This window comes from Nitratireductor kimnyeongensis, from assembly GCF_019891395.1.
GTDB lineage: Bacteria > Pseudomonadota > Alphaproteobacteria > Rhizobiales > Rhizobiaceae > Nitratireductor > Nitratireductor kimnyeongensis.
On sequence record NZ_CP078143.1, the window covers coordinates 3,550,514 to 3,574,810 of the forward strand.

Below are 24,297 nucleotides of genomic sequence, written 5' to 3' on the forward strand. Positions count from 1 at the left end.
AAATGCTCTACGCCGGGCAGCGGCTCCTTCATTCCAACGTTTCGCTTGATCGGTGGCTGCAATGCCTGTGCGTGGTTCGACAAGCTCACCATGCCCGCAGCGCAGACCATCCTGAGGATGAACGTTCCTAGATCAGTTTCCGCTCAAAGCGGTTGTAGCGCATGGAATAGAAGGGGACCGGTGCTCCCGGATTGAGTTCCGGGTCGGATTTGAGCCGCTGCTCCAGATCATCGAGAACCGTGCAGGTTATCAGCGGCACCTCGGTCTTCTTCGCCTCCGGGATGGAGAGCCACACCAGCTCTTCCAGCTCGTGGGTGGGGCCGCCATCTGGCAGTTCCACGGCGACATCGTCGCGCCATGCGGCCAGAAACCGGGTGTCGAAGCGGCGCACGCGGCCGGGCGGCGTGATCGCGCGGGCGATGTAGCGCAGGCCCGAAAGCGAGGGGCAGACGCCATATTCGGCAAAACCCTGCCAGTCCTTCGCTGCAGTGGAGAACGCTCTTCTTTCTCCGATTAAAAGACCGGCTTCCTCATAGGTTTCGCGGATGGCCGACATGGCGACGGCCCGCGCCCGCGCCGGTGTCGCGCGTGAACCGGTGCCAATCAGCCGGCGTTCTTCGTCCGGATGCAGACCGGCAGCCACGGGGATGCGGCCATCGGCAGGATCGGTACGTCCGCCTGGAAACACAAAACGGCCGGGCATAAAGGCATGGTTGCGGTGGCGGCGTCCCATCAACACGCGCACCTCATCGCCGCTGCGGTCGAGCAGGATGAGTGTTGCCGCATCGCGTGGCCGCATGGGTTTACCGCCAAGCGAAAAATCCTTCGCTTCCGCGCGGTCGACTGCGGCCTTGTCGAGACCATCCATGCGATTGGGGCGCTCGTTCATGGCCACCTCCTAGGAGTGCTTTCCCAGTTCCGGGTGTGTTTCGATATGTTCGTCTTCATCGCCGAAACCGTGCATGTAATAGGCCCATTGCAGCCCGACGATTGCCCCCTTGATGGGGCCGATCAGAAGCAGCGACATGATCAGCGTGATGGGCACCCAGATAGCGAGGTGCACCCAGCCCGGCCAATCGGTAAGAGCCTCCATTCCCATGAATGCGCCGACAACAATGTGGCCGACAATGAAAATCACAAGGTAGGCAGGCAGGTCGTCGGCGCGATGGTGATGGAACTCTTCGCCGCATTCAGGGCATTTGTCGGCCGTCTTCAGATAGGCGCGAAAGAGTTTTCCCTCGCCGCAATTGGGGCAACGGCCCATGAACCCGCGTTTCATGGCCTCCATGAGGGGGCGTACGGGCCGCTTCGGGGCGGCTCTACCCACATAAACCTTCTCTTCCATCACCGTCTCCTGCCCTGCGAGGCGCGTCGGCTTTTGCCCGAAGCGCGCCCGGAGCGACCCTTTGCCTTGTGAAACGACTTCATCGATCCCGGCAGTTTCTCGGGCTTGCTCAGCATTTCAAACCGCATGGCGCCAGCCAGCGGCGCAATCTCAACCAACCGGACCGACACGCTGTCGCCCAACTGAAAGCCGCGCCCGCTACGCTCGCCCACCATGGCATGCCGCGCCTCGTCATAGATATAGTACTCATCTCCAAGTGTGGACACGGGCACAAAGCCATCGGCACCGTATTGCGGCAACTGGACAAAAAGTCCCGCCTTGGCCACGCCGGAAATCCGGGCATCGAATTCCTCGCCGACACGGCCCGACAGATGCTCTGCAACGAGCCGGTCGACCGTGTCGCGCTCGGCGGCCATGGCGCGGCGCTCCGTTGCAGAAATCAATGCTGCGGTTTCTTCAAGTCGGGTTTCCTCATCCTGGGTCAGACCGTCCTTGCCAAGCCCGAGAGCGGCAATCAGCGCGCGATGGACGATCAGGTCCGCATAGCGGCGGATGGGCGAGGTGAAATGCGCATAACGGCGCAGGTTGAGGCCGAAATGGCCAAGATTCTCAGGTGCATAGACCGCCTGGCTCTGCGAACGCAGCACGACCTCGTTGACCAGTTGTTCGTGTTCGGTGTCACGCACGCGGGCAAGAATCGCGTTGAACTGGGCAGGCTTCAGCTGTGCACCGCGCGCCAGCGAGATCTCGAAGGTGCGCAGAAATTCGCGCAGGGCCTCCTGCTTGGCAAGCGAGGGGGCATCGTGGACACGGTAGATAAGTGCCTGACGTTTTGCCTCCAGCGTTTCGGCTGCCGCGACATTGGCCTGCACCATGAATTCTTCGATGAGTTTGTGCGCATCAAGACGCGGCGGCACGACCACGCGATCCACGGTGCCATCTTCCTTCAGAAGGATCTTGCGCTCCGGAAGGTCGAGTTCGAGTGGCTGGCGGTTGTCGCGCCCGCGTTTCAGAACCGCGTAGGCATCCCAGAGGGGCTTTAGGATGGGCTCGAGAAGCGGGCCCGTCTTGTCATCCGGTTCGCCGTCAATGGCCTTCTGTGCCTGCTGGTAGGAGAGTTTTGCTGCCGAGCGCATGATGACGCGGTGAAAGCTGTGCCCGACCTTTTGTCCCGATGCGGAAAAGCGCATGCGCACGGCCATGGCTGGGCGCGGCTCGCCTTCGCGCAGGGAGCACAGATCGTTGGAAATGCGCTCCGGCAGCATGGGAACCACGCGGTCGGGGAAATAGACGGAATTGCCGCGTTTGACTGCTTCGCGGTCGAGCGCCGAACCTTGACGCACATAATGCGCCACGTCGGCAATCGCGACGGTGGCGATGAAGCCGCCGGGATTCTTCTCGTCCGGATCAGGCTCCGCCATCACTGCATCGTCGTGATCCTTAGCATCGGCCGGATCGATGGTGATAAGCGGCATGTCACGCCAGTCTTCGCAGCCGGACAGCGTGACGGGTTTTGCCGCTTCGGATTCCGCAATGACGTCATCGGGGAAAATATGCGGGATCTCATGCGCGTGAATGGCGATCATGGAGACCGCCTTCTCGCTGGACAGCGAACCGATGACCGAAATCACCTTGCCGCGCGCCGGGCCATAGCGCCCCCCGGAGATGGGCTCGATCTCTACAAGATCGCCATCCAGCGCGTCATTGAGATCGTCTGTATCTATGGTGAGCTCGCGTTGGGTGCGCTCGACGGGCTCGATGCGAAACACGCCATCCTTCGATTTGCGAATGACGCCCAGAATGCTCTGCCGCCGCTTTTCGAAGACCTTCATCACACGGCCCGTATAGGCGGGACCTTCACCGTTTTCCGTGCGGAAGACACGGGCCAGGACGCGGTCGCCGATGCCGGCAGCCTTGCCGCCTTTCTGGGTGCGGATTTCCACGAGGGGCAGGGGGCCTTCGCCTTCATCCTGATCCTCCCGCTCTGCGGGCCTTGCCAGAAGCGCGCCGGCGGCATCGCGCGAGAAGATGTCGAGCACCACGACATGCGGCAGCGCGCCGGGGCGCAGAAGGCGTTTGCGCGTCTTCTTCAGGAGCCCCTCGTCCTGAAGCTCGCGCAGAATGTCCTTCAGCCAGATCCGGTCACCGCCCTTGAGTCCGAAAGCCTTGGCAATGTCGCGCTTCGCGGTGCGGTCGGGATTGTCCTTGATGAAGCGCAACACCTCGTCACGGTCGGGCAGGTGGTCTCCGGAGGTCGCCTTGGCCGATTTCGCGTCGCGTCCGGCTTTGCCGAGGGTTCGGGTCTTTGCTTTCGACTTGCCGGAAATGCTGCGCGCCAAAGCGTTATTCCTCTTTCTTGGCTGCGGTCTTCTTCTTCGCCGCGGTGGTTTTTTTGGTGGTGGTGGTCGCCTTCTTCGCCGGAGCCTTCTTTTTGGCCGCGGGCTTCTTCTTGCCGCCCTTGGCCGCCTTGGCAGCGATCAGTTCCAGCGCTTCTTCCAGCGTGACATCCATCGGGTCCTTGCCCTTGGGGAGGGTCGCGTTGACCTTGCCATGGTTGACATAAGGACCATAGCGACCGTCGCGTACGGTGATCTTGCCACCTTCGTCGGGATGATCGCCAAGCTCTTTCAAGGCTGCAGGAGCAGAGCGTCCGCGCCCGCCTTTGGCCTGTTTTTCCGCAATCACGGTGACAGCGCGGTTCAGCCCAATGGAGAACACATCCTCGACGGTTTCCAGATTGGCATAGGCGCCGTCATGGAGAAGGAAGGGGCCATAGCGCCCTATGCCGGCGGATATCATCTTGCCGGATTCAGGATGCTGGCCCACATCACGCGGCAGGGAGAGCAGCGCCAGCGCCTGTTCGATGTCGATGGAATCAGGTGCCCAGCCCTTCGGCAGGCCGGCGCGCTTGGCTTCCTTGCCGTCACCGCGCTGCACATAGGGGCCGAAACGGCCGGAGCGCAGCGTGATCTCTTCTTCTGTGTGCGGGTCCTTGCCGAGCACCTTGTCGCCGTCGAGACCGTTTTCGCCATTCTCGCCATTGCCGGCCTCGCCGAACTGGCGGGTAAACCCGCATTCGGGATAGTTGGAGCAGCCGACAAAGGCACCGTGGCGACCGAGCTTCAGGGAGAGCTGACCGGTTCCGCAACGCGGACATGCACGCGGATCGCTGCCATCTTCCTTGGCGGGGAAAGCGAGCGGAGCGAGCTCCTCGTTCAGCGCATCGAGCACGTTCGTGACGCGCAGCTCCTTGATCTCGTCCACATGACCGGAGAAATCGTTCCAGAAGTCGCGCAGCACGTCCTTCCAGGAAAGCTGTCCGTCGGAAATCTTGTCGAGCTTTTCCTCAAGGTCCGCCGTGAAATCATATTCCACATAGCGCTCGAAGAAATTCTCCAGAAATGCGGTGACCAGCCGGCCCTTTGCCTGCGGCATGAGCTTGCGCTTTTCGATCGTCACATAGTCACGATCCTCAAGCGTTTTGAGCGTCGCTGCATAGGTGGAGGGACGGCCGATGCCCAGCTCTTCCATCTTCTTGATGAGCGAGGCTTCCGAGTAGCGCGGCGGTGGCTCGGTCGTGTGTTTGGTGGCCTCGATCTTTTCGCGCGTTTGCTCCTCGCCCTCGTGGATTTCAGGCAGGCGGCGACTTTCCTCGTCCTCGGCGTTTTCGTCCTTGTCGATCGCATAGGCGGCAAGGAAACCCTCGAACCGGATCACCGACCCGACGGCGCGCAGGCCCGCATTGCGGGCCTCATTCTCGGCCACGATCTCGACCGTGGTGCGCTCGATCTCGGCTGGCTGCATCTGGCTGGCGATGGCCCGCTTCCAGATCATTTCGTAGAGACGGGCCTGATCGGCATCGAGATAGCGGCGAACCTGATCGGGCGTGCGGGAGAAATCCGTCGGACGGATTGCCTCATGCGCTTCCTGCGCATTCTTGGCTTTCACCGAATAAAAACGCGGTTTTTCAGGCAAATAGCGCTCGCCGAATTCCGCGCCGATCGCCTTGCGGGCCTGATCGAGCGCCTCGGGGGCCATCTGAACGCCGTCGGTTCGCATATAGGTGATGAGACCCGCCGTCTCGCCGCCAATGTCGATGCCCTCATAAAGCCTCTGCGCCACTTGCATGGTGCGCGACGCCCCGAAACTGAGACGCGAGGAGGCTGCCTGCTGCAGGGTAGAGGTCGTAAACGGCGGTGCGGGATTGCGCCTGGTGGGCTTTGCCTCCACGGAGACCGCCTTGAATGAGGCACCATCGAGCATGGCCTTGATGTCGTCGGCCTGCTCCTGGCTCTTGATGTCAAGCTTCTGGAGCTTTTTGCCATCGATCGTGGTCAGTCGCGCCTCGAAGCTTTCCTGACGCGGGGTGGCGAGCGTGGCGGCGATCTGCCAGTAATCCTCGCGGATAAACCGCTCGATCTCCGCCTCGCGATCACACACCAGGCGCAGTGCCACCGACTGGACGCGGCCTGCGGAACGAGCGCCCGGCAGTTTGCGCCACAAGACAGGCGAGAGCGTGAAGCCAACCAGATAGTCGAGCGCGCGGCGGGCAAGATAGGCATCGACCAGCGGAACATCCACCTCACGCGGATGAGAGAGCGCATCAAGCACCGCCTTCTTGGTAATGGCGTTAAAGACAACGCGCTGCACCGGCTTGTCTTTCAGAACTTTTTTCTGCTTCAGAACTTCCAGCACATGCCAGGAAATCGCCTCACCCTCGCGGTCGGGGTCGGTGGCGAGGATCAGACTGTCGGCTTCCTTCACCGCCTTTGCAATGTCGCTCAATCGCTTGGAGGAGGGGCTGTCCACACTCCACGACATGGCGAAATCCTCATCCGGGCGCACCGAGCCATCCTTTGGAGGAAGGTCGCGCACATGGCCGAACGAGGCCAGAACCTTGTAGTTCGAGCCCAGATATTTGTTGATGGTTTTCGCCTTGGCCGGCGACTCGACGATAACAAGATCCATGAGCTTTCAGATTTCCCCGCAGGCGTCCGGCATTTTCGCGGCGCCTCGCATTTTGAACGAATCCAGCCTCGTCACATGGCCGTGCTTTGTCGTGCGGTCAAGGGTCAACGGGAATTTCGTCCGCTGCAAAGCGTCTGTGGACGACGTTTGTTTATCGTAAATTTTCCGTTTATTTGTTTATAATGGTGTGTATACTCCACCTGGGTCCTTAATGGAGAATAGTCGGGGACATTGTTCTCGGGCAACACCAATGGGTGCCGCGCGCTGGAAGGGAGTGACGGCGAATGGGCGAACATTCCGGTGGGGGCCGGACCGATGCGCTTGACTACTTGCAGGCGATGCTTGGGCAATTGCGCACCATGGCGCTTGCTGAGCGTTGTGACCTGCTCGCCTATATGATCGAGATGGCATATCTCGAAGCCAGTGACATTATTCGCGGTGACCAGCCTTGCGGCCTTCAGGGGAATGGGGCGGGGCTACATGTCTCCGGGAAGAAGCGAGACCGCGCTTCCTGAGTGCCGCTCAAGTCTGCCGGCGAGATCAAGCTCGAGCAGAACGGTAAGAACCTGCGAGGGGTGAAGGCCGGTATGGCGAATGATGTCGTCTATCAAAACGGGTGAGGGCCCAAGTGTCTGAGTGACCCTGTCGCGGTCTCTGTCATCGGGTGGAGGAGCCGCCGTTATGGTCGGCGGTTCTTCGAGTTTCTCGGATTTCGACAGCGGTTTCTCCAGCAGAGGAATAATCTGAGAAACGATATCTTCGGCTTCGGTAACAAGAATAGCGCCGTCTTTCAGCAATGCGTTCGTGCCGCCGGCGCGGGGATCCAACGGCGACCCCGGCACGGCGAAGACAAGCCGTCCCATCTCTCCTGCTAGCCGCGCGCTTATAAGAGAACCGGAGCGTTTCGCCGCTTCGACCACCACGAGACCAAAGGCGACACCCGCGACCAGACGGTTGCGCCGCGGAAAATCGCGCGCCCTTGGCGCCCAGCCGAATGGCATTTCGCTCAGAACGGTCCCCCGTTCTGCTATCTCATCAAAAAGAGCAAGATTCTCGGGCGGATAGGGGCGATCAAGGCCACCGGCAAGTGCGGCGATGGTGCCGCTCTCGAGGCTCCCCTGATGGACTGCCGCATCGATGCCGCGGGCAAGGCCCGACGCGACTGAAAAGCCGGTACTTCCGAGTTCCGCCGCCAAACGCCTTGCCATTTTCATTCCGGTCAGTGATGCGTTGCGCGCTCCGACCAGTGCGACTGTCGGCCTGAGTGCGACGGAAAGGTCTCCCTTCATCGCGAGCAGTGGGGGCGGCTGGTCCATGCGGCGCATCAACGGAGGATACTCGGGTTCCCCCACCGCGACGAAACGGGCGCCCAAGCGGGCTGCCTGTTCCAGTTCCCGCTCCGCATCCGCAAGCGAGGCAATCACGATACGTCGTGTTGCTCCGCCGCGCGCCGCGAGTTCCGGCAACATCTGCAAGGCGGCTTCGGCCGAGCCACAGTGATTGACCAGTTGGCGAAAGGTGACCGGACCTACATTTTCGCTGCGCAGCAGCTGCAACCAGGCGAGGCGCTGACGGTCGCTAAGCCGAGCGCCCTCGCCAAGGCTCATCACCCTTTGCCCCCGATGCGCGTTTCGGTCCCCGACATCAAGCGTGAAATGTTTGTCCTGTGTTTGATAAACACGATCACGCTCATCAACACAAAGAGTTCAGCCGCCTGAACATAGTCCAGCAGATAAAGTCCGACCGGAACTGCGACGGCAGCGACGAGGGCCGAAAGCGACGAATATCTTGTGATGAAGGCGACGGTGAGCCAGACCACGGCGAAGATGACGGCACCCGGCCAGGCGATCCCAATCAATACGCCCAGATACGTCGCCACACCCTTTCCGCCGCGAAAGCCGAGCCACACCGGAAAGAGATGGCCGAGAAATGCGCCAAGCCCTGCAGCGACCGCCTGATCGGGCCCGTAAAAACCTGCCAGCAGAACTGCGACCGTGCCCTTGAAGGCATCGCCAAGGAGTGTCAGGGCAGCGAGCTTCTTGTTGCCGGTGCGGAGCACGTTGGTCGCGCCGATATTGCCCGAGCCGATCTTGCGGACATCGCCGAGGCCGGCAAGCCGCGTTACGACAAGGCCAAACGGAATGGAACCGAGCAGATAGCCGAAAAGGAGCGCGGCCACGAGATAGGGCAATGCTAGCTGCCAACTTATGGGATCCGGCATCGGGCTCTCCCCCCTGAAACTACGTTCACTCAGGCCGTGAACACTGTGCGGCCTGCAACCATTGTTTGCAAGACCCGGCCCTGCATTCGCGCACCTTCGAAGCATGTGTTCTTCGAAAGGGAACGAATATCCGTCTCGCGCACGATCCACGGCGCGTCTAGGTCCACCAAAACCAGATCGGCGTCTGCACCGGGTTTCAGCGTGCCGCCGGGAAGACCGAACAGACGCGCCGGCGCCGTGGCCAGGCACTCGACAAGACGCATGAGCGGCAGGTCGCCGTTATGATAAAGGCGCAGGGCCGCCGCCAGAAGCGTCTCGAGACCGATGGCGCCGGCTTCGGCTTCGGCAAACGGTAGGCGCTTGGTATCCACGTCCTGAGGGTCGTGAGAAGAAACGATAATGTCGACAATCCCGGTTTTCAGGGCCTCCACCATGGCGACCCGGTCATCTTCGGTGCGCAATGGCGGTGAAAGCCGGAAGAATGTGCGGTAATCGCCAATGTCGTTCTCGTTCAGCGTCAAATGGTTGATCGAGATGCCTGCACTGACATCCGCGCCGTCATCTTTGGCCCTCGCGATGGCCGCTGCAGACATTGCGGTGGAGATTTTCGCGGCGTGATAGCGGCCGCCTGTTAGGGCGGCAAGCATCAGGTCTCGGCTGAGCGGAATGGTTTCGGCCTCGCGCGGGATGCCGGGCAAACCAAGCCAACTCGCGAAAAGTCCTTCGTTCATCACGCCGGAGGACGCCAGATGCGGGTCCTGCGTCTCGTGAGCAATGGTGATGCCAAGATCACGGGCATAGGTGAGGGCACGCCGCATGACCAGTGCATTGTTAATGGTCGAGCGCCCCTCGGTCAGCATGACTGCGCCGGCTTCGTGCAGAAGCCCGAACTCCGAAAGCTCCTTTCCCGCAAAGCCCTTGGTTACGGATGCGGCAGGAAATATGTTGATCGTCGCCGTATCGCGCGCAGTGCGTTTGACGAATTCCACCAACGCAACATCGTCGATCACCGGGGTGGTATCCGGCATCATGATGACGGACGTCACGCCGCCTGCAGCCGCAGCCCGGCTCGCTGAAGCTATGGTTTCCCTGTGTTCTGCGCCGGGTTCGCCAATGAAGACACGCGAATCGACAAGGCCGGGGATGACGGCGTGCCCCTGGCAATCGACGATGTCAGCGTTCTCAGGGGCGCCCTGATTCTGGGCATCGGCACCCGCGGCAAGGATTTTCCCGTCGGCGACGATGACCGTTCCGTGTTCGTCCTTGCCGCGTGAAGGGTCCACAACACGGGCGTTCTGAAAAACGGTCGCACTCATGCTTCGCCTCCGTCGGCGTCACGTCGCGGGTCGAGCAGCGCCTCCATCACGGCCATCCGCACGGCGACCCCCATCTCCACCTGTTCCTGAATGAGGCTCTGCGGCCCGTCCGCGATCTCGGAGGCGATCTCCACGCCGCGGTTCATGGGGCCGGGATGCATCACCAGGACGTCGTCTTTGGCCGCCTTCAGTTTCTCGGCGTCGAGGCCGAAATGGCGGAAATATTCTCGCACCGAGGGAATGAGAGATCCCGCCATCCGCTCACGCTGGAGCCGCAGCATCATCACAATATCGGCCCCCTTCAGGCCCTCATCCATCCTCGTGAAGGGTTCCACCCCCATCTGACTGATGCCGGCGGGAAGAAGCGTCGAGGGCGCAACGACCCGCACCCGCGCGCCCATGGCGTTCAACAGAATGATGTTCGAGCGCGCCACCCGTGAATGCAGAACATCCCCGCAGATCGCCACGGTAAGCCCGCCGATGCGGCCTTTCGCGCGACGGATCGTAAGTGCATCGAGCAGGGCCTGCGTCGGATGTTCATGAGCGCCGTCGCCCGCGTTGACCACCGAGCATGAAACCTTTTGAGCGAGCAGGGCCGCGGCACCGGCCGCTGCATGCCGGATTACCAGAATGTCCGGTCGCATGGCGTTCAGCGTGATCGCGGTGTCCAGCAGAGTCTCGCCCTTTTTGGTCGACGAGCTTGCGACGGACATGTTCATCACGTCTGCGCCCAACCGCTTGCCGGCCAGTTCAAATGAAGACTGGGTGCGGGTGGAGGCTTCGTAGAAAAGGTTGATATGCGTACGGCCGCGCAGTGCGGCCGTCTTCTTCTCCTGTTGCCTGGAAATGGCAACGGCCGTGTCCGCCCGGTCGAGAAGTGTTTCGATGTCGAGGGGCGATAGCCCCTTGATGCCAAGCAGGTGGCGGTGTGGGTAAAGTGGGAAAGAGGCGTTTGTCATCTCAAGAGCCTGCTATAGGCTGCAGCCAGAACCGCTGCAAGCGCGCATCACGTGCTGAACCCATCTGACGGACACAAATAACAGCTTTTGTGTTTTTATGGCGCATCAAGGTTTCATCGATTGGCAAGGTGTGCTTGCCACTATGGGTCGTTGAGCGCGCGTTGATTCCCGACGCGCTGCTTTTGTTGTGATAGAGTAAAGCCGTGACGCATGAAGTAACCAACCAGTCGCCTCCAATCGCCGGCACCAATGCCTGGCGCAGCGATCCATTGTTGATGCAGGCGGCAGAGCGGTTTTCGGAACCTGTGCGCAAAGACCTCGATACGCTTGGACGTTTCGTGCGCAATCAGGAAGCGCTTGATCTGGCACGCCTGGCCAATGCCGAGACGCCTCAGCTGAGAACGCATGACCGATACGGCAACCGTCTCGATCTGGTGGAGTATCACCCCGCCTATCACGCATTGATGCGTCGCTCTGCCGCCAACGGGCTTCATTCCTCCATCTGGGAGAAGACGGAAGCCGAGGCGGGCCATCGCCATCAGATACGCGCCGCGCGCTTTTATCTGACGGCACAGCTCGAATGCGGTCATCTTTGCCCGCTGACCATGACGAACGCCTCGCTTGCGGCCTTGATGGCGGACAACACGCTGTTTCGCCGCTGGGCACCGCGCGTGGCCGTCCGCAAATACGACCATGCGAACAAGCCCGTGGCGCAGAAAAATGGCATCACCATCGGCATGGGAATGACCGAGAAACAGGGCGGAACCGATGTACGCGCGAACACGACGCGGGCCGAGCGCCTTGAAGGCAAGATCTATCGTTTGACAGGCCACAAATGGTTCCTGTCCGCGCCGATGTCCGACGCCTTTCTGGTTCTGGCACAGGCCGATCAGGGCTTGTCCTGCTTTCTCGTGCCGCGGGTTCTGGAGGACGGGGCCGGAAACGGCCTGCATTTCCAGCGCCTCAAAGACAAGCTCGGCAACCGCTCGAATGCCTCCTCAGAGGTGGAGTTTCATGGCACGATGGGCGAGTTGGTCGGCGAGCCCGGCGGCGGCATCCGCACCATCATGGATATGGTGACGCTCACGCGCCTTGATTGCGCGCTGGGATCGGCGGGCATCATGCGCGCGGCATTGGCTGAAGCCGTACACCACACAAGGCATCGTCAGGTTTTCGGCGCGCCGCTGATCGAGCAGCCGCTGATGCTGCGGGTGCTTGCCGACATGGCCCTTGATGTCGCCGCAGCAACGGCGCTTTCGATGCGACTTGCGCGCTCCTTTGACGAGGCCGCCGACAGCCGTGGCGATGCGGCCTTTGCCCGGGTCATGACGCCGGTCGTCAAATATTGGGTTTGCAAGCTGGCGCCGGCTGTGACCTATGAGGCTATGGAGTGCCTTGGCGGCAATGGCTATGTCGAGGAAGCTCCATTGTCCAGGCACTATCGCGAAGCTCCGGTCAACGCGATCTGGGAAGGGTCCGGCAACGTGATGGGGCTCGACGTCTTGCGCGTCCTTGAGCGCAATGCCGGGCTTTTCGACGAGGTGCTTGGTATGATCGGAAGAGATCTTGGCGAAAAGGGCGGTGCGACACTCGAGGTTCTGGCAGCCGCTGCCCGCGTCTGTCAGACCGACGAGGGATCAGCCCGTATCCTGACCGAACAACTTGCGCTCGCGGCAGCCGCTGCCGAATTGAAGCGGCTGGGCGCTGGCAGGGTTGCGGATGCCTTCATCGAAACACGTCTTGCCGGCCAGTGGCGCAGCACATACGGCATGCTGGACGCGCGGCACGACGCCTCCTCCATCCTCGACGTGCTCTATCCCGACGAGAACTGAGCGACAACCGTGAGAACCAACGGTATCGTGAAGAAGGCGAGCGCCGTTTGCAGTGTGGTGATGCTCGCATAGAGCGGTGCATCGCCACCGAGTTGCCGCGCGAGAAGATAGCCGTTCATGGCGGTGGGAACCGCCGCACAAAGCGCCAGATAGTCGAGTGCCGGCCCGGTGACGCCAAAAACGAGCGCCATCGAAATCATGAGGGTCGGAAAGAAAATCAGTTTCAAGAAGGCAGATGCCCACAAGGCTGCCGGTGCAGCCAGGAAGTCGCCGGGACGCAGGCTGGCGCCAATGGTCAAAAGCCCCATCCCCAGCGCAGCGCGACCTACGAGGTCCAGCGTCTGGTTCAAGGGAGGGTAGAGGCCGAAGGGCAGAAACCGCAGGGCCACCGCTGCCGACGCCGCCAGCACCATCGGGTTGCGCGCAACGTCCAGCAAAACCTTGGACCAGGAAGCGCTGTTGTCGGCAAACCGTGTGACCACGAACACCGAGGCGATGTTGATGGGGATGATGATCGTCGCCATCACAAGCGCCACCACGGCGGCTCCTTCAGGAGGAAAGAGCTTCTGGGCGACCGCCAGGGCCATGAAGCCGTTCCAGCGCACAGCCGTCTGGAAGAGCGAGGAGAATTGACTGTGCTTGATCAATCGGCTCGCTCTCAGAGCAGGCCACAAGGCGAGCACCAGAAAAATCATCCCGAGAACCGAAACCATCAGCGCGCCGAGCAGGGCGTCGAGGCGGAGTTTTGAGAAATCCGCATTGACAATGGTGATAAAAAGAAGCGCCGGGTACAGAAACCAATAGCAAAGCTGCTCAAGTCCCGGCCATGTGTCGTCACTGATAAGCGGTGTCCGCCGCAGCGCATTTCCTGCGATGATGAGCAGGAAAATCGGCAGGATGCTTTCGAAGATGGCGAACATGGAAAACCGGCGACAGAAGGGAGCTTATTGCTAATAGCCGCCTGCAAGTCTGTAAACCCGGAGCGCTGCTCTCCCCGCCTGTGAAAGTTAACCTTAATGATTGGTAAGCGTTGCAGCGAGATTTGCGGCGGGTCAGTGTACGTTTCATCCGGGAACGAGAGTCATGAACCGCACATTTTCAATCCTTCTTTCTGTCTATTGGGCCGTTATTTTCGGCCTGGCCGTGTGGACAGCCGCGCAGGCCGAAGGCATTGTCGTTCCGGTCGGTTCGCTGGCGGCTGAAACCGCCTGGCGCATGACGACGTTCTTGGGCCATTTGGGCATCGTGCTTGGCAACGCGTTGGTGGCGGCGCTTTTCACATGGACGCTGGTGGTGTCCGTCCTTGAAAACGGAGACAGGCGGGAGACGGCAAACGTTGCCGCTGTGGCCTGCGCGGCTGCATTGGTCATGCTGCTCGCTGATCTGCTTCATACGGGGCTTTCTGCAAGCGCAGCCGCTGTCCCGCTCTCCACCGCCACGACGATGAAATTCCTCGCGGTCCTGGCGTCGCACCTCGTGCTGCGGCGGGAAGGAGAGGCTGCGGAACAGGCAAATGCCGAACCGGCCCCTCCGGCCATGTCGCGTGTCAACACACTGCAGATCATCGATGCCGCTCACGACGCCATGGCAAGGCGTGTTGCCCAACGGCAGCGGTTGCGATTCTCCACCCCTGCCAACGATCATTGGAGCCCGTAATGCGTTATCTTCTGATCTTCTGGGCGCTCCCGCTCGGCCTGTTCTGGGGATGGTATGGACTGTCTTACCATGACATCAATTTCGGCCTCGGTTTTTTCAGCCGCGAGATGAATGATCTGCTGTTTCGGATCTATGGCAACATTCTGGGCATCGATCCGACCATCATACCGGGCATGGTCGCCCGCGCTTGCGTGCTCGACAGCTTCATCCTCATGGCCATCATCGCGTTCCGACGCCGGCGCTCTCTCTGGGCATGGTTCAAAGAAAAGCGCACCGCTTATCGTTCGGGGGAAGCGGCTGCGGACGTGCGCAACCTGTCCAGCGCACCCTGAAGAATGAAGGCGGCGGCGGCGGAATCGATCCGCTCCGCCCGTTTTTTTCGCGACACATCCATCTCCAGAAGAGCCCGCTCGGCAGCAACAGTCGACATGCGCTCGTCCCAGAAGGCGACGGGGAGCGCGGTAAGCCGCTCGAGATTGCGGATGAAGGCGCGCGTCGACTGCGCACGCGCTCCTTCGCTCCCGTCCATGTTTACAGGCAATCCGATGACGATGCCGCCCACATTGTCACGCTTGAAAGCCGCAATCAGCGCTTCGGCATCCTGCGTGAACTTCTTGCGCATGATCACCTGCCGCGGTGTGGCAAGGGAGAGGCCCCGATCGGAGACTGAAATTCCGATGGTCTTGGTGCCGAGGTCGAGGCCGGCCAGCGTCTGGCCTGCTCCGAGAAAAGCGGGGAGTTCCTGCAGGTCAACCACTGACAAAACTGACTTCTCCGATTAGGACTGTGGGATCGTTTTAGCGCTGCACCGGTTACACGGAAAGCTGCCGATGCGCGATAACCGCCATCGGGTGCGCTGCACGAAAGAGATATTGGAGAACAATCGCATGGATCTGACCTGGTACGGCCATTCTGCATTTCGCGTCGATGCGGGCGAAGCACGCATCCTGATCGACCCGTTTCTGACCGGTAATCCCTCCTGGAACGGCGGATGGGAGGAGCCGGCCGAGGGTGTGACCCATGTTCTGCTGACCCATGGCCACGACGATCATATCGGCGATGCGGTCGATATTCTGAGAAGCACCGGCGCGATGCTGGTCGCCAATTTCGAGATCTGCATGTTTCTTGTGGGCAAGGGCGTCGACCAGAGCCGCATCAACCCCGGCAATCATGGGGGCACGGTAGACTGCCACGGTTTCACCACCACCTTTGTTAACGCGCAGCATTCCTCATCTTCTTCGGGCGAGGGCGGTACCAACACCTATCTGGGCAATCCGGCAGGGCTGGTGCTGCATTTCCCAGATGAAAAGACACTCTATCATATGGGCGACACGGACATTTTCAGCGATATGGCGCTGATTCATGAGTTGCATCAGCCCGAAATCGGACTGGTGCCCGTCGGCGATCGCTTCACCATGGGAGGTGCGGTGGCAGCGCTCGCCTGCCGTCGGTATTTCAAGTTCGAGACGGTTCTGCCCTGTCACTTCGGTTCCTTCCCAATCATCGACCAGACGCCTCAAAAATTCGTCGAGGGGATGGAAGGTTCGGGCGTGAACGTGCCGACGTTGAAGGCGGGTGAGAGCATATCTCTGTAGCAAATCCGGTGCGTCGAAGCGCGTTGGCGGTTGCACGCTGCCCGCGCGCCGATTATAGCCGGGGCGCAGCCAATAAGCGCCTGGAGAAAACCATGTCCGTGGACATCGATACCGTGAAGCGTGTTGCGCGCCTTTCCCGCATTGCCGTTGACGAGGCCGATGCCGAGCGCATGACGGGCGAACTCAATGCGATTCTCGGTTTCGTCGAGCAATTGAATGAAGTGAATGTGGAGGGCGTAGATCCCATGACCTCCGCCATTCCGATGGCGATGAAGAAGCGGAAGGACGGCGTGACCGACGGCAGCAAGGCCGATGATATCGTCGCTAATGCGCCTGCTTCGGAAGACAATTTCTTCGTCGTTCCCAAAGTGGTTGAATAAGAGCGCCCCGCTTCCAAACCCATTTGCCCTCATGGGCCTCCGGATTTCCACGGATCTTCAATGACAGAGCTCACCAAACTCACAATCGCCGAAGCGCGCGAGAAGCTCGCCTCCAAGGCCTTCACCGCCACCGAACTGACCGAGGCCTATCTTTCGGCCATCGACACAGCCAACGAAAAGCTGAACGCCTATGTTGCCGTTACCCATGAAAAGGCACGGGCGATGGCAAAGGCGAGTGACGCAAAGATTGCGAAGGGTGAAGCCGGCGCGCTGGAAGGTATTCCGCTCGGCATCAAGGATCTTTTTGCGACACAAGACGTCCACACCCAGGCCGCCAGCCACATTCTCGACGGGTTCAAGCCGAAGTATGAATCCACCGTTACCGCCAATCTATGGTCGGATGGCGCGGTGATGCTCGGCAAGCTCAACATGGATGAGTTCGCCATGGGCTCGTCCAACGAGACCTCCTATTACGGGCCGGTTATCAATCCCTGGCGCGCGGAAGGGTCCAGTGCCGATCTCGTGCCAGGCGGCTCGTCGGGTGGTTCGGCGGCTGCCGTTGCGGCTTTCCTGTGTGCGGGCGCTACTGCGACGGACACCGGCGGCTCGATCCGCCAGCCCGCCGCCTTCACCGGTACAGTCGGTATCAAGCCGACCTACGGTCGCTGTTCGCGCTGGGGCACGGTGGCCTTTGCTTCTTCGCTCGATCAGGCGGGACCGATTGCACGCGATGTGCGCGATGCGGCGATACTGCTGAAGTCCATGGCCTCCGTGGACGACAAGGACACCACCTCCGTCGACCTGCCGGTGCCGGACTACGAAGCAGCCATCGGCCAGTCGGTCAAAGGCTTGAAAATCGGAATCCCGCGCGAATACCGCATGGACGGCATGCCCAACGAGATCGAGGCTCTTTGGAAGAAAGGCATCGACTGGATGCGCGATGCCGGTGCGGAGATCGTGGATATCTCGCTGCCGCACACCAAATACGCTCTACCCGCCTATTATATCGTCGCGCCTGCCGAAGCTTCGTCCAACCTGGCGCGCTATGACGGCGTGCGCTACGGCTTGCGCGTGCCCGGCAAGGACATTGCCGATATGTATGAGCAGACCCGTGCGGCTGGTTTTGGTCGCGAGGTCAAGCGCCGCATTATGATCGGTACCTATGTGCTTTCGGCGGGCTATTACGATGCCTATTACCTGAAGGCGCAGAAGGTGCGCACGCTGATCAAGCGTGACTTTGAACAGGTCTTCGAAGATGGGGTCGATGCCATCCTGACGCCAGCCACACCATCGGTTGCATTCGGCATAGCCGATCAGGAAATGGCATCCGATCCGGTAAAGATGTATCTGAACGACATCTTCACTGTGACGGTCAACATGGCGGGTCTGCCGGGCATCGCCGTACCGGCAGGGCTCGATGAAAAAGGCCTGCCGCTCGGCCTGCAGCTTATCGGCAAGCCGTTTGACGAAGAAACACTGTTCCGCACCGCGCATGTCATCGAACAGGCTGCGGGGCGCTTTGCACCGAACAGGTGGTGGTAGTCTGCGTGGCGCGGATTTGACCTAAAACAGGGGCCGCGCCATGTTTCACCTCGTTTCCGCGATTGGCTGGCTGTTCCTTCAACCCCTCAGCCTTGTCGCTATCCTGATTGCGGTGTCTTTTCTGACCGCATTTTTGGGTAGGCACCGCTTGTCCATGGCGGCGAGCGGATTGTCCTTTATGGTTCTCTTTCTTTCAGCCTGGACAACGCTCGGCGCGCTTGTGCTCGGGCCACTGGAAGATCGTTTTCGCAAACCCCGGCCCATTCCGGACACGATCGATGGCATCATTGTTCTCGGGGGCGGGCTGGAAGGCTCCATCAATATGGCGCGGGGTGGCTATGAGCTGAACGCCAGTGGTGACCGCTTTGTGGAAACCGCAATTCTTGCGCGCCGGTTCCCGCAAGCCAAGATCTTGATCTCAGGGGGGCAGGGCGCTGTCTTTCTGGCTGGAGAGGGCGATGCGGATACCGCTCCGCGCCTCCTGGCCGCGCTTGGCGTGGCTGCGGGCCGACTTGTTCTGGAGAACCGTTCGCGCGACACGTTTGAAAACGCCCACTTTTCAAGAGAACTGGTGAAGCCGGCCGCAGGTGAGACATGGCTTCTCGTCACCTCCGCCTTCCACATGCCGCGCGCCGTGGGCGTCTTCCGGAAGGTCGGATTTCCAGTGACTCCCTGGCCGGTTGACTACAAAACGGCCGGCAACGAAACGCCGGGCCTAGCGGAAGACAATGCACTCGATTCCCTGCGTAACACGACCGTTGGAATACGCGAGTGGATCGGCCTCGTAGCCTATCGAATGGCTGGCAGAACGGATGCGCTTTTTCCCGGGCCAAAGCCTTCGTCGCGGTGAGTCGAGGCTCTTTCGGGGCGCGGGATGGTGCATTGCAGCAAAAATGTCCGCATTTCGCCACATCTGTTGAGAAATCCTTTATTGGCCCAAGTGCCTGATTATGCTGGAAAACCCTCGTTTTCTGGGATTTTAGAACAGTTCACAGGTCGTGATTTCGCCGTTTTTGGGCTTGCGGAAGCGTACGCGGAGGAGTATCTCCCGCCGTCACAGATCGGCGATCGGGATCATCCCGGTCGGAGATTGAACTAAAAAAACGGGATATGCATGGACGATAGCGTTGAGAGATCCTGCTGGGGTGTAACCGCCAAAGCAGTGATCGGGCTTGCGGGAATCATCTTTCTGGCATGGCTCTTGATTGGCGCCGAAACGGCAGCGGTCGTAGCAACGTCAAGCTGAACGACCAGCAAAACCGCAAGACATCGGTTCTTTAAAGTCGAAGGGCGCAGCGCAATCGCTGCGCCCTTTGCTTGTTTGGGTAAATCGCCTACATCATGCGATGTCGCGGTCGTGTCAGCGTGCCGCTTCTTTACTGTCGGGGGCTCGCACACTGCGAGAGTTCCTCGTCTGGACACATCCGGAGCCTTCGCCCATGTTCCTTTCCGTTTTCGACCTGTTCAAGATCGGTATCGGACCATCCAGTTCGCACACGATGGGCCCCATGACGGCAGCAGAACGCTTTCTGGCTGAGGTTGCCGGCGACGACTGGCCCCGCCCGACCGGGAGTGTCGTGCACCGGCTTGGTGTCAGCCTGCATGGCTCCCTTGCCTTTACCGGCGTGGGCCACGGTACGGACCGCGCCGTGATCCTCGGACTTGCAGGATACAATCCCTTGACCGTCGATCCTGATCGCATGGACGAACAGCTCGCCACGATTGCGGCCGAGAAGATGGTCCGGCCTGAAGGCCATCAGCCATACCAGTTCGATCCGCAAAACGACCTTGTGCTCGACAAGAAGGAGGCTCTGCCGGGTCATGCCAATGGTATGGCGTTCAACGCGTATGATGCGGATGGAAGGCTCCTGCTCAGGCGCATCTATTATTCCATCGGTGGCGGTTTTGTGGTTTCCGAGGAGGAACTGCAGACGCTGAAGAAGCAGTCCAGAAAGCCCGAGGCCGGCGATGTACCGTTCCCCTTTGCGAGCGCGCGCGAAATGCTTGCCATGGCGGCTGAAAGCGGATTATCGATCGCCGAGATGAAGCGGGCGAACGAAGAAGCGCACATGACCCGGGCAGAGCTTGATGCCGGTCTCGACCGAATCTGGGAGGCCATGGACGGATGCATAGAACGTGGCCTTTCGCAGGACGGCATCATGCCCGGCGGTCTGAACGTGCGCCGTCGCGCGCGGCACTTGCATGACAGGCTGGATGAAGACTGGCGTCAGAACCGCCCCAATCCTCTTGCAGCGAACGACTGGCTTTCCGTTTTCGCAATGGCCGTGAACGAGGAAAACGCCAGCGGCGGCCGCGTGGTGACCGCTCCGACCAATGGAGCGGCGGGCGTTGTGCCTGCGGTCATGCGTTACTGGCAGAAATTTCATGTCGACGCTGATGCTGCCGGCATCCGCGATTTCCTTCTGACGGCCGCCGCGATCGGTGGCATCGTCAAGCACAATGCCTCCATATCCGGAGCTGAGGTCGGCTGCCAGGGCGAAGTGGGGTCGGCGTCCGCCATGGCGGCAGCTGGTTTTGCCGCCGTCTTAGGCGGCACGCCCGAACAGGTGGAGAACGCAGCCGAAATAGCACTCGAACACCATTTGGGCATGACCTGCGATCCGGTAGCAGGGCTTGTGCAGGTGCCGTGCATCGAGCGCAATGCTTTGGGCTCGGTCAAGGCCGTAACGGCAGCGTCGCTCGCGGTAAAAGGCGACGGCAAGCATTTCGTTTCACTTGATGCCGCGGTCGAAACGATGCGGCAGACCGGCATGGACATGAACGAGCGCTACAAGGAAACAAGCCTCGGAGGTCTTGCGGTCAACGTTGTGGAATGCTGAGTTCCGCTCAACGCTGTGGAGAGCCGGCTATCCCGCTTGACCTTGACCGGGCAGCGCCCGACATTTGAACGATGGCACTCAACCTCATCAAATTGTGCGTCGGCTGCGAAAGCGTCGAGCAATTGCAGGATTGGATCGCGCTTCGTCTGCGGGAAAAACAGGCGCGCGGCGAGCCGGCTGAGCAGTTTCACACGACGCGCATGGTGCCAAAGCGCGTGGAAGAGCTGACCCAAGGTGGCTCTCTCTTTTGGGTCATCAAAGGCACGGTTCAATGCCGTCAAAGACTGTTGGACATCCGTCCGTTCCGTGATTCTGAGGGTGTGTCGCGCTGTCATCTGGTGCTGGAGCCCAGATTGGTGCGCACGCAGTTTCAGCCGCGCCGAGCCTTTCAGGGGTGGCGATATCTCGAGGCAAAGGACGCGCCACAAGATCTTGGCAGCGCCGGAGACGACGCGGAAATGCCTTTGGAACTGCGCCGTGAACTCACAGAACTCGGCTTGCTGTAGCGCCTCATCTGGCGCAGGCTTGTGGTGAGCCTTGCAACCAGTCGGTGGACGCCCATCTTTCTCATTATGAGTGACAAGAAAACACCCGCGCCTCGCCGCGCAGAGACAAAGCCCTCCGAAACCCGGTCACCATCGGGAGCCATTGACGCGTTCGTGCGGCAAGCGCGTGCACTGGCTCCAATGCGCGGCACCGGCAGCGGCCGGCTTATCCTCGCGCTGGACGCAACGATGAGCCGACAGCCCACCTGGGATCTTGCCTGCAAACTTCAAGCCGAGATGTTCGATGCCGTGGACAAGGCCGGTTCGCTGAACGTTCAACTCGTCTATTTCAGAGGTTTCGGCGAGAGCCGCGCCTCGCGCTTCGTGCGGGATACCGAAGCGCTGCAGACACTCATGACCAAGATTGACTGTCGTGGCGGCCACACACAGATCAGCAAGGTGCTGGCGCACGCTTTGAAGGAAACGTCTCGCGAGAAGGTGAACGCGCTTGTCTATATCGGCGACGCGATGGAAGAGAGCGTCGACGATCTGTCAGACAAGGCCGGGCGCCTTGGTTTGAGTGGCGTTCCGGTTTTCGTTTTTCAGGAAGGACATGATCCGATTGCTGAACGGGCTTTTCGCGAGATCGCCCGTCTGTCGAAAGGAGCCTGGTTTCGTTTTGATTCGCGGTCCGCGGCCGAACTGGGGAAGCTACTCTCCGCCGTCGCGGTTTATGCGACCGGCGGGTTTAAGGCACTGAGCGATCGGAACAGGCCCGAAGATCGCAGGATGCTCGAACATCTTCACGGCGACAGAGACCGATGAGCTTCCCGTTCTTCTTCTTCGCGCTTTTGCTGCTGCTCGTTCTGGGCGCTTTCGGCTTCATGAATGCAAACCCCAAGCGGGTGGCCAACACCTTGCGGATCGCCGGGCCGGGCTTGCTGGCGCTCGCCGGTGTGGTGATGCTGTTTGCAGGCAGGGCAGGGATCGGCGGGATGTTGATTTCAGCCGCGGTCGCCTGGTTCGGTTCAGCGCGACTGAGAATGGGGCGCGTAAAAAAGCCGGGGCAAAGCTCTACGGTGCGCTCGGCGGCGCTCGAAATGGAGCTCGATCACGATAGTGGGACACTGTCTGGAGAGGTTCTTGCAGGCCGGCACGAAGGGCGCCGGCTCGCAGATATGACGCTGGAGGAACTGCTTTCGCTCTACAAGGAGCTTGAAGGCGATGAAGAGAGCTTACGGCTTCTGGAAACCTATCTTGACAGCGAATTCCCCACCTGGCGCGATGGCGCGCAGCCGAATGGCGACGGGGGGGAGGGAGTTGCGTCGGGCTCGGGCCCCATGACCGAGGAGGAGGCCTATGAGGTCCTTGGTCTTGAAAGAGGTGCGTCCGTTGCGCAGATCAGAGAGGCTCACCGCCGCCTGATGCAGCGCCTGCATCCCGACATGGGAGGTACCTCGTCTCTTGCTGCCCGTGTCAACGAGGCTCGCGACGTTTTGCTTTCCGCTCATGAGTGAGTTCCCGGCACGCGCTACACTATCCTGACTCATCATAAACTCCGGTCTTACTGCTGTACGGCGTAGCAGGAGATGCTCTTCTTCTTGAGGGACGCACAGGCGCCCCAAGCATCGGATTTGCTCGCGAACCCGACGAAACGGGCACGGTGGTAGGTAACGCCACCTTTCTCGAAGGTCTCGGTAATCGGTACGGCGCTTGCCAGAACGGTGCCTGCCTTTTTCTCAGTTTCGGCGAGGAACATCAGCGCTTCGTCTTCGCTGGGCATGGAGGCTACCTGAATGACCCAGCCACCGATGGAACTGGCGCCCTGTGCTTCTGGCTCCGTGGAAGCCGTGGGCATGGGATCGACGGCAGCGACCGGGGCGGTTGGACGTGGTACGGATGCCGTGACGATAGCAGCTGCCTTGACTGGTTGCTCCGGTGCATAAGCGGTGAGCGTATCCACTTCGGGGCGTTCGGTGGGCAAGGGAACCTGTTTGCCCGGGATCATTGCAGCAAGCGCGGTGCGCGCGCCACCGGGAGCCTTGGCGATCAACATGCGATCCCGTCCGGTCGACCCCTTATTCAGATAGCGAGAGATCAGATCTGCCATGTGTGCATCGCGGCTGCGTGACGTACGCCCCCCCATGACCACGGCGACGATGCTGCGGCCATTGGCCTGCACCGAACTGGCAAGGTTGAAGCCGGATGCGCGCGTATAGCCGGTCTTGATACCATCGACACCCTTGACCCGACCAAGCAGGCGATTGTGATTGCCGTAGCGACGCTTTTTGTAGGTGAAGGACGTGGTCTGGAAATAGCTGTAATATTGCGGGTAGTGCTCGCGCAGGGCGATGCTGAGCTTGGCCATGTCCCGCGCGGTTGTCTTCTGCTCGCTGTTGGGCAGACCATGCGCATTCTTGAAGGTGGTTCGCGACATGCCGAGTTGGCGTGCCTTCGCGGTCATCATGGAAGCGAACTTGGATTCCGAACCGCCGAGAAACTCAGCCACTGCGGTGGCGGCATCGTTCGCCGAGCGGGTAACCAGCGCTCGAATGGCCTGGTCTACCGTCAGGCTGTCACCAGGGCGCAAGGCAATGTTGGTCGGGGGCTCTGCAGCCGCGTTCCGCGACACGGGAATGCGTGTCTCCTTGCTGATGCGACCCGTCGAAAGGGCCTCGAAGATCATGTAAGCAGTCATCATCTTGGTCAGCGACGCGGGATAGCGCGGAGCATCTGCGCTTGATTCATAGAGAACCTTGCCGGTCTTCGCATCCATGACGATGCCTGCATATTTGGCGTTTGCAGAAGCCTCTTCTGCCGCGCCCAACATAACGATACCGGAAATGAAAAGTGCAGTGAGAATCCTGCTTGATAGCCGCACAAGATTCGCTCTACCCAACAACGCCTGACGCACGATTACACCCATTTGCATCTGGTTTCAGGCCGCGAGGCATCCCCACTCGCAGGCCCATTTCTCATCACCCTATCGGCGGCGGCGTTACCAATCCGTTTATGGTGAGCTATTCGTTGACGGAATTTCTTAATATTGACTCGAAATCGAATGATCGTCCGGCCGAAAAGGCGGCTGGAGTGAATGTCTGGAGCAACCATGGTGATGATGGCGTAGTTTTGAACGCAAAACCCCGCCCCCCATATTG

Annotated in this window: 23 protein-coding genes; 12 read left to right on the forward strand and 11 right to left on the reverse strand. The window is 60.4% G+C overall.

Going from position 1 to position 24,297, the window contains the following annotated elements; translation table 11 throughout:
• Positions 1–127: 127 nt before the first annotated feature.
• The 4 genes from KW403_RS16845 to topA are packed head-to-tail and all read right to left on the reverse strand — an operon-like array spanning position 128 to position 6,313.
• On the reverse strand, positions 128–868 hold the full coding sequence (locus KW403_RS16845; protein ID WP_223022621.1) for an NUDIX hydrolase: 741 nt from the start codon (positions 866–868) through the stop codon (positions 128–130).
• A gap of 30 nt (positions 869–898) precedes the next feature.
• A complete protein-coding gene (locus KW403_RS16850) occupies positions 899–1,345 on the reverse strand; it encodes a DUF983 domain-containing protein (protein ID WP_223020570.1) in 447 nt (148 codons plus the stop codon).
• The gene (gene rnr, locus KW403_RS16855) at positions 1,345–3,684 is read right to left on the reverse strand and encodes a ribonuclease R (protein ID WP_246637825.1); all 2,340 of its coding nucleotides are present in this window, start codon (positions 3,682–3,684) and stop codon (positions 1,345–1,347) included. The genes KW403_RS16850 and rnr overlap by 1 nt, the downstream gene beginning before the upstream one ends.
• Positions 3,685–3,688: 4 nt before the next feature.
• On the reverse strand, positions 3,689–6,313 hold the full coding sequence (gene topA / locus KW403_RS16860; protein WP_223020571.1) for a type I DNA topoisomerase: 2,625 nt from the start codon (positions 6,311–6,313) through the stop codon (positions 3,689–3,691).
• Positions 6,314–6,597: 284 nt separating this feature from the next.
• On the opposite strand from topA, the gene KW403_RS16865 reads away from it, so the two are divergent.
• On the forward strand, positions 6,598–6,828 hold the full coding sequence (locus KW403_RS16865; RefSeq protein ID WP_223020572.1) for a hypothetical protein: 231 nt from the start codon (positions 6,598–6,600) through the stop codon (positions 6,826–6,828).
• Here KW403_RS16865 and dprA read toward each other — a convergent pair.
• Genes dprA through KW403_RS16885 form a run of 4 tightly spaced genes read right to left on the reverse strand, consistent with a single transcriptional unit; the run spans position 6,790 to position 10,809 of the window.
• Positions 6,790–7,920, reverse strand: coding sequence for a DNA-processing protein DprA (dprA, locus tag KW403_RS16870; RefSeq protein WP_223020573.1), 1,131 nt, complete (start codon positions 7,918–7,920; stop codon positions 6,790–6,792). The genes KW403_RS16865 and dprA overlap by 39 nt on opposite strands.
• Complete coding sequence (plsY, locus tag KW403_RS16875) at positions 7,920–8,534, reverse strand: glycerol-3-phosphate 1-O-acyltransferase PlsY (RefSeq protein WP_223020574.1); 615 nt, start codon at positions 8,532–8,534, stop codon at positions 7,920–7,922. The genes dprA and plsY overlap by 1 nt, the downstream gene beginning before the upstream one ends.
• A gap of 29 nt (positions 8,535–8,563) precedes the next feature.
• On the reverse strand, positions 8,564–9,850 hold the full coding sequence (locus tag KW403_RS16880; RefSeq protein ID WP_223020575.1) for a dihydroorotase: 1,287 nt from the start codon (positions 9,848–9,850) through the stop codon (positions 8,564–8,566).
• Entirely contained in the window at positions 9,847–10,809 is a 963-nt protein-coding gene (locus tag KW403_RS16885) for an aspartate carbamoyltransferase catalytic subunit (RefSeq protein WP_223020576.1), read from the reverse strand. Before KW403_RS16885 ends, KW403_RS16880 begins: the two co-directional genes overlap by 4 nt.
• A 203-nt stretch (positions 10,810–11,012) precedes the next feature.
• Between KW403_RS16885 and KW403_RS16890 the strand changes: the two genes are divergently transcribed.
• Positions 11,013–12,641, forward strand: coding sequence for an acyl-CoA dehydrogenase family protein (locus KW403_RS16890; RefSeq protein WP_223020577.1), 1,629 nt, complete (start codon positions 11,013–11,015; stop codon positions 12,639–12,641).
• On the opposite strand, the gene KW403_RS16895 is transcribed toward KW403_RS16890, so the two are convergent.
• The gene (locus tag KW403_RS16895; protein WP_223020578.1) at positions 12,623–13,561 is read right to left on the reverse strand and encodes an AEC family transporter; all 939 of its coding nucleotides are present in this window, start codon (positions 13,559–13,561) and stop codon (positions 12,623–12,625) included. The genes KW403_RS16890 and KW403_RS16895 overlap by 19 nt on opposite strands.
• A 163-nt stretch (positions 13,562–13,724) precedes the next feature.
• On the opposite strand from KW403_RS16895, the gene KW403_RS16900 reads away from it, so the two are divergent.
• Positions 13,725–14,297, forward strand: coding sequence for a hypothetical protein (locus KW403_RS16900; protein ID WP_223020579.1), 573 nt, complete (start codon positions 13,725–13,727; stop codon positions 14,295–14,297).
• On the forward strand, positions 14,297–14,629 hold the full coding sequence (locus tag KW403_RS16905) for a DUF6105 family protein (RefSeq protein ID WP_223020580.1): 333 nt from the start codon (positions 14,297–14,299) through the stop codon (positions 14,627–14,629). Before KW403_RS16900 ends, KW403_RS16905 begins: the two co-directional genes overlap by 1 nt.
• Here the strand turns inward: KW403_RS16905 and ruvX are convergent.
• Positions 14,575–15,060: a Holliday junction resolvase RuvX gene (gene ruvX / locus KW403_RS16910; protein WP_223020581.1), complete on the reverse strand. Its 486-nt coding sequence runs from the start codon at positions 15,058–15,060 to the stop codon at positions 14,575–14,577. The two genes, KW403_RS16905 and ruvX, sit on opposite strands and share 55 nt — an antisense overlap.
• 124 nt (positions 15,061–15,184) lie before the next feature.
• Here ruvX and KW403_RS16915 point away from each other — a divergent pair, with 124 nt between their 5' ends.
• The 8 genes from KW403_RS16915 (at position 15,185) to KW403_RS16950 (ending at position 22,656) form a co-directional block, all read left to right on the forward strand.
• On the forward strand, positions 15,185–15,892 hold the full coding sequence (locus tag KW403_RS16915) for a metal-dependent hydrolase (RefSeq protein WP_223022623.1): 708 nt from the start codon (positions 15,185–15,187) through the stop codon (positions 15,890–15,892).
• A 92-nt stretch (positions 15,893–15,984) separates the two neighbouring features.
• Complete coding sequence (gene gatC, locus KW403_RS16920) at positions 15,985–16,272, forward strand: Asp-tRNA(Asn)/Glu-tRNA(Gln) amidotransferase subunit GatC (RefSeq protein WP_223020582.1); 288 nt, start codon at positions 15,985–15,987, stop codon at positions 16,270–16,272.
• A gap of 60 nt (positions 16,273–16,332) precedes the next feature.
• Entirely contained in the window at positions 16,333–17,814 is a 1,482-nt protein-coding gene (gene gatA / locus KW403_RS16925) for an Asp-tRNA(Asn)/Glu-tRNA(Gln) amidotransferase subunit GatA (RefSeq protein WP_223020583.1), read from the forward strand.
• A gap of 40 nt (positions 17,815–17,854) precedes the next feature.
• Entirely contained in the window at positions 17,855–18,664 is an 810-nt protein-coding gene (locus KW403_RS16930) for a YdcF family protein (RefSeq protein ID WP_223020584.1), read from the forward strand.
• A gap of 589 nt (positions 18,665–19,253) precedes the next feature.
• Complete coding sequence (locus KW403_RS16935; protein WP_223020585.1) at positions 19,254–20,654, forward strand: L-serine ammonia-lyase; 1,401 nt, start codon at positions 19,254–19,256, stop codon at positions 20,652–20,654.
• Positions 20,655–20,725: 71 nt separating this feature from the next.
• A complete protein-coding gene (locus KW403_RS16940) occupies positions 20,726–21,160 on the forward strand; it encodes a DUF1489 family protein (RefSeq protein ID WP_223020586.1) in 435 nt (144 codons plus the stop codon).
• 66 nt (positions 21,161–21,226) lie between these two features.
• Positions 21,227–21,964, forward strand: coding sequence for a vWA domain-containing protein (locus tag KW403_RS16945; protein ID WP_223020587.1), 738 nt, complete (start codon positions 21,227–21,229; stop codon positions 21,962–21,964).
• Positions 21,961–22,656 (forward strand): DnaJ domain-containing protein, encoded by a 696-nt coding sequence (locus KW403_RS16950; protein ID WP_223020588.1) that lies wholly within the window; start codon positions 21,961–21,963, stop codon positions 22,654–22,656. Before KW403_RS16945 ends, KW403_RS16950 begins: the two co-directional genes overlap by 4 nt.
• 47 nt (positions 22,657–22,703) lie before the next feature.
• On the opposite strand, the gene KW403_RS16955 is transcribed toward KW403_RS16950, so the two are convergent.
• Entirely contained in the window at positions 22,704–24,065 is a 1,362-nt protein-coding gene (locus KW403_RS16955) for a D-alanyl-D-alanine carboxypeptidase family protein (RefSeq protein ID WP_246637826.1), read from the reverse strand.
• Between the last annotated feature and the right edge of the window lie 232 nt (positions 24,066–24,297).

Coding starts and splice junctions, on each gene's coding strand:
- KW403_RS16945 (WP_223020587.1), top strand. CDS start 21,227: ATGAGTGACAAGAAAACACCCGCGCCTCGCCGCGCAGAGACAAAGCCC.
- KW403_RS16915 (WP_223022623.1), top strand. CDS start 15,185: ATGGATCTGACCTGGTACGGCCATTCTGCATTTCGCGTCGATGCGGGC.
- KW403_RS16845 (WP_223022621.1), bottom strand. CDS start 868: ATGGATGGTCTCGACAAGGCCGCAGTCGACCGCGCGGAAGCGAAGGAT.
- KW403_RS16930 (WP_223020584.1), top strand. CDS start 17,855: ATGTTTCACCTCGTTTCCGCGATTGGCTGGCTGTTCCTTCAACCCCTC.
- KW403_RS16885 (WP_223020576.1), bottom strand. CDS start 10,809: ATGACAAACGCCTCTTTCCCACTTTACCCACACCGCCACCTGCTTGGC.
- KW403_RS16905 (WP_223020580.1), top strand. CDS start 14,297: ATGCGTTATCTTCTGATCTTCTGGGCGCTCCCGCTCGGCCTGTTCTGG.
- topA (WP_223020571.1), bottom strand. CDS start 6,313: ATGGATCTTGTTATCGTCGAGTCGCCGGCCAAGGCGAAAACCATCAAC.
- gatA (WP_223020583.1), top strand. CDS start 16,333: ATGACAGAGCTCACCAAACTCACAATCGCCGAAGCGCGCGAGAAGCTC.
- KW403_RS16955 (WP_246637826.1), bottom strand. CDS start 24,065: ATGGGTGTAATCGTGCGTCAGGCGTTGTTGGGTAGAGCGAATCTTGTG.
- KW403_RS16865 (WP_223020572.1), top strand. CDS start 6,598: ATGGGCGAACATTCCGGTGGGGGCCGGACCGATGCGCTTGACTACTTG.
- KW403_RS16940 (WP_223020586.1), top strand. CDS start 20,726: ATGGCACTCAACCTCATCAAATTGTGCGTCGGCTGCGAAAGCGTCGAG.
- KW403_RS16900 (WP_223020579.1), top strand. CDS start 13,725: ATGAACCGCACATTTTCAATCCTTCTTTCTGTCTATTGGGCCGTTATT.
- KW403_RS16850 (WP_223020570.1), bottom strand. CDS start 1,345: ATGGAAGAGAAGGTTTATGTGGGTAGAGCCGCCCCGAAGCGGCCCGTA.
- dprA (WP_223020573.1), bottom strand. CDS start 7,920: ATGAGCCTTGGCGAGGGCGCTCGGCTTAGCGACCGTCAGCGCCTCGCC.
- gatC (WP_223020582.1), top strand. CDS start 15,985: ATGTCCGTGGACATCGATACCGTGAAGCGTGTTGCGCGCCTTTCCCGC.
- plsY (WP_223020574.1), bottom strand. CDS start 8,534: ATGCCGGATCCCATAAGTTGGCAGCTAGCATTGCCCTATCTCGTGGCC.
- KW403_RS16895 (WP_223020578.1), bottom strand. CDS start 13,561: ATGTTCGCCATCTTCGAAAGCATCCTGCCGATTTTCCTGCTCATCATC.
- KW403_RS16880 (WP_223020575.1), bottom strand. CDS start 9,850: ATGAGTGCGACCGTTTTTCAGAACGCCCGTGTTGTGGACCCTTCACGC.
- KW403_RS16935 (WP_223020585.1), top strand. CDS start 19,254: ATGTTCCTTTCCGTTTTCGACCTGTTCAAGATCGGTATCGGACCATCC.
- KW403_RS16950 (WP_223020588.1), top strand. CDS start 21,961: ATGAGCTTCCCGTTCTTCTTCTTCGCGCTTTTGCTGCTGCTCGTTCTG.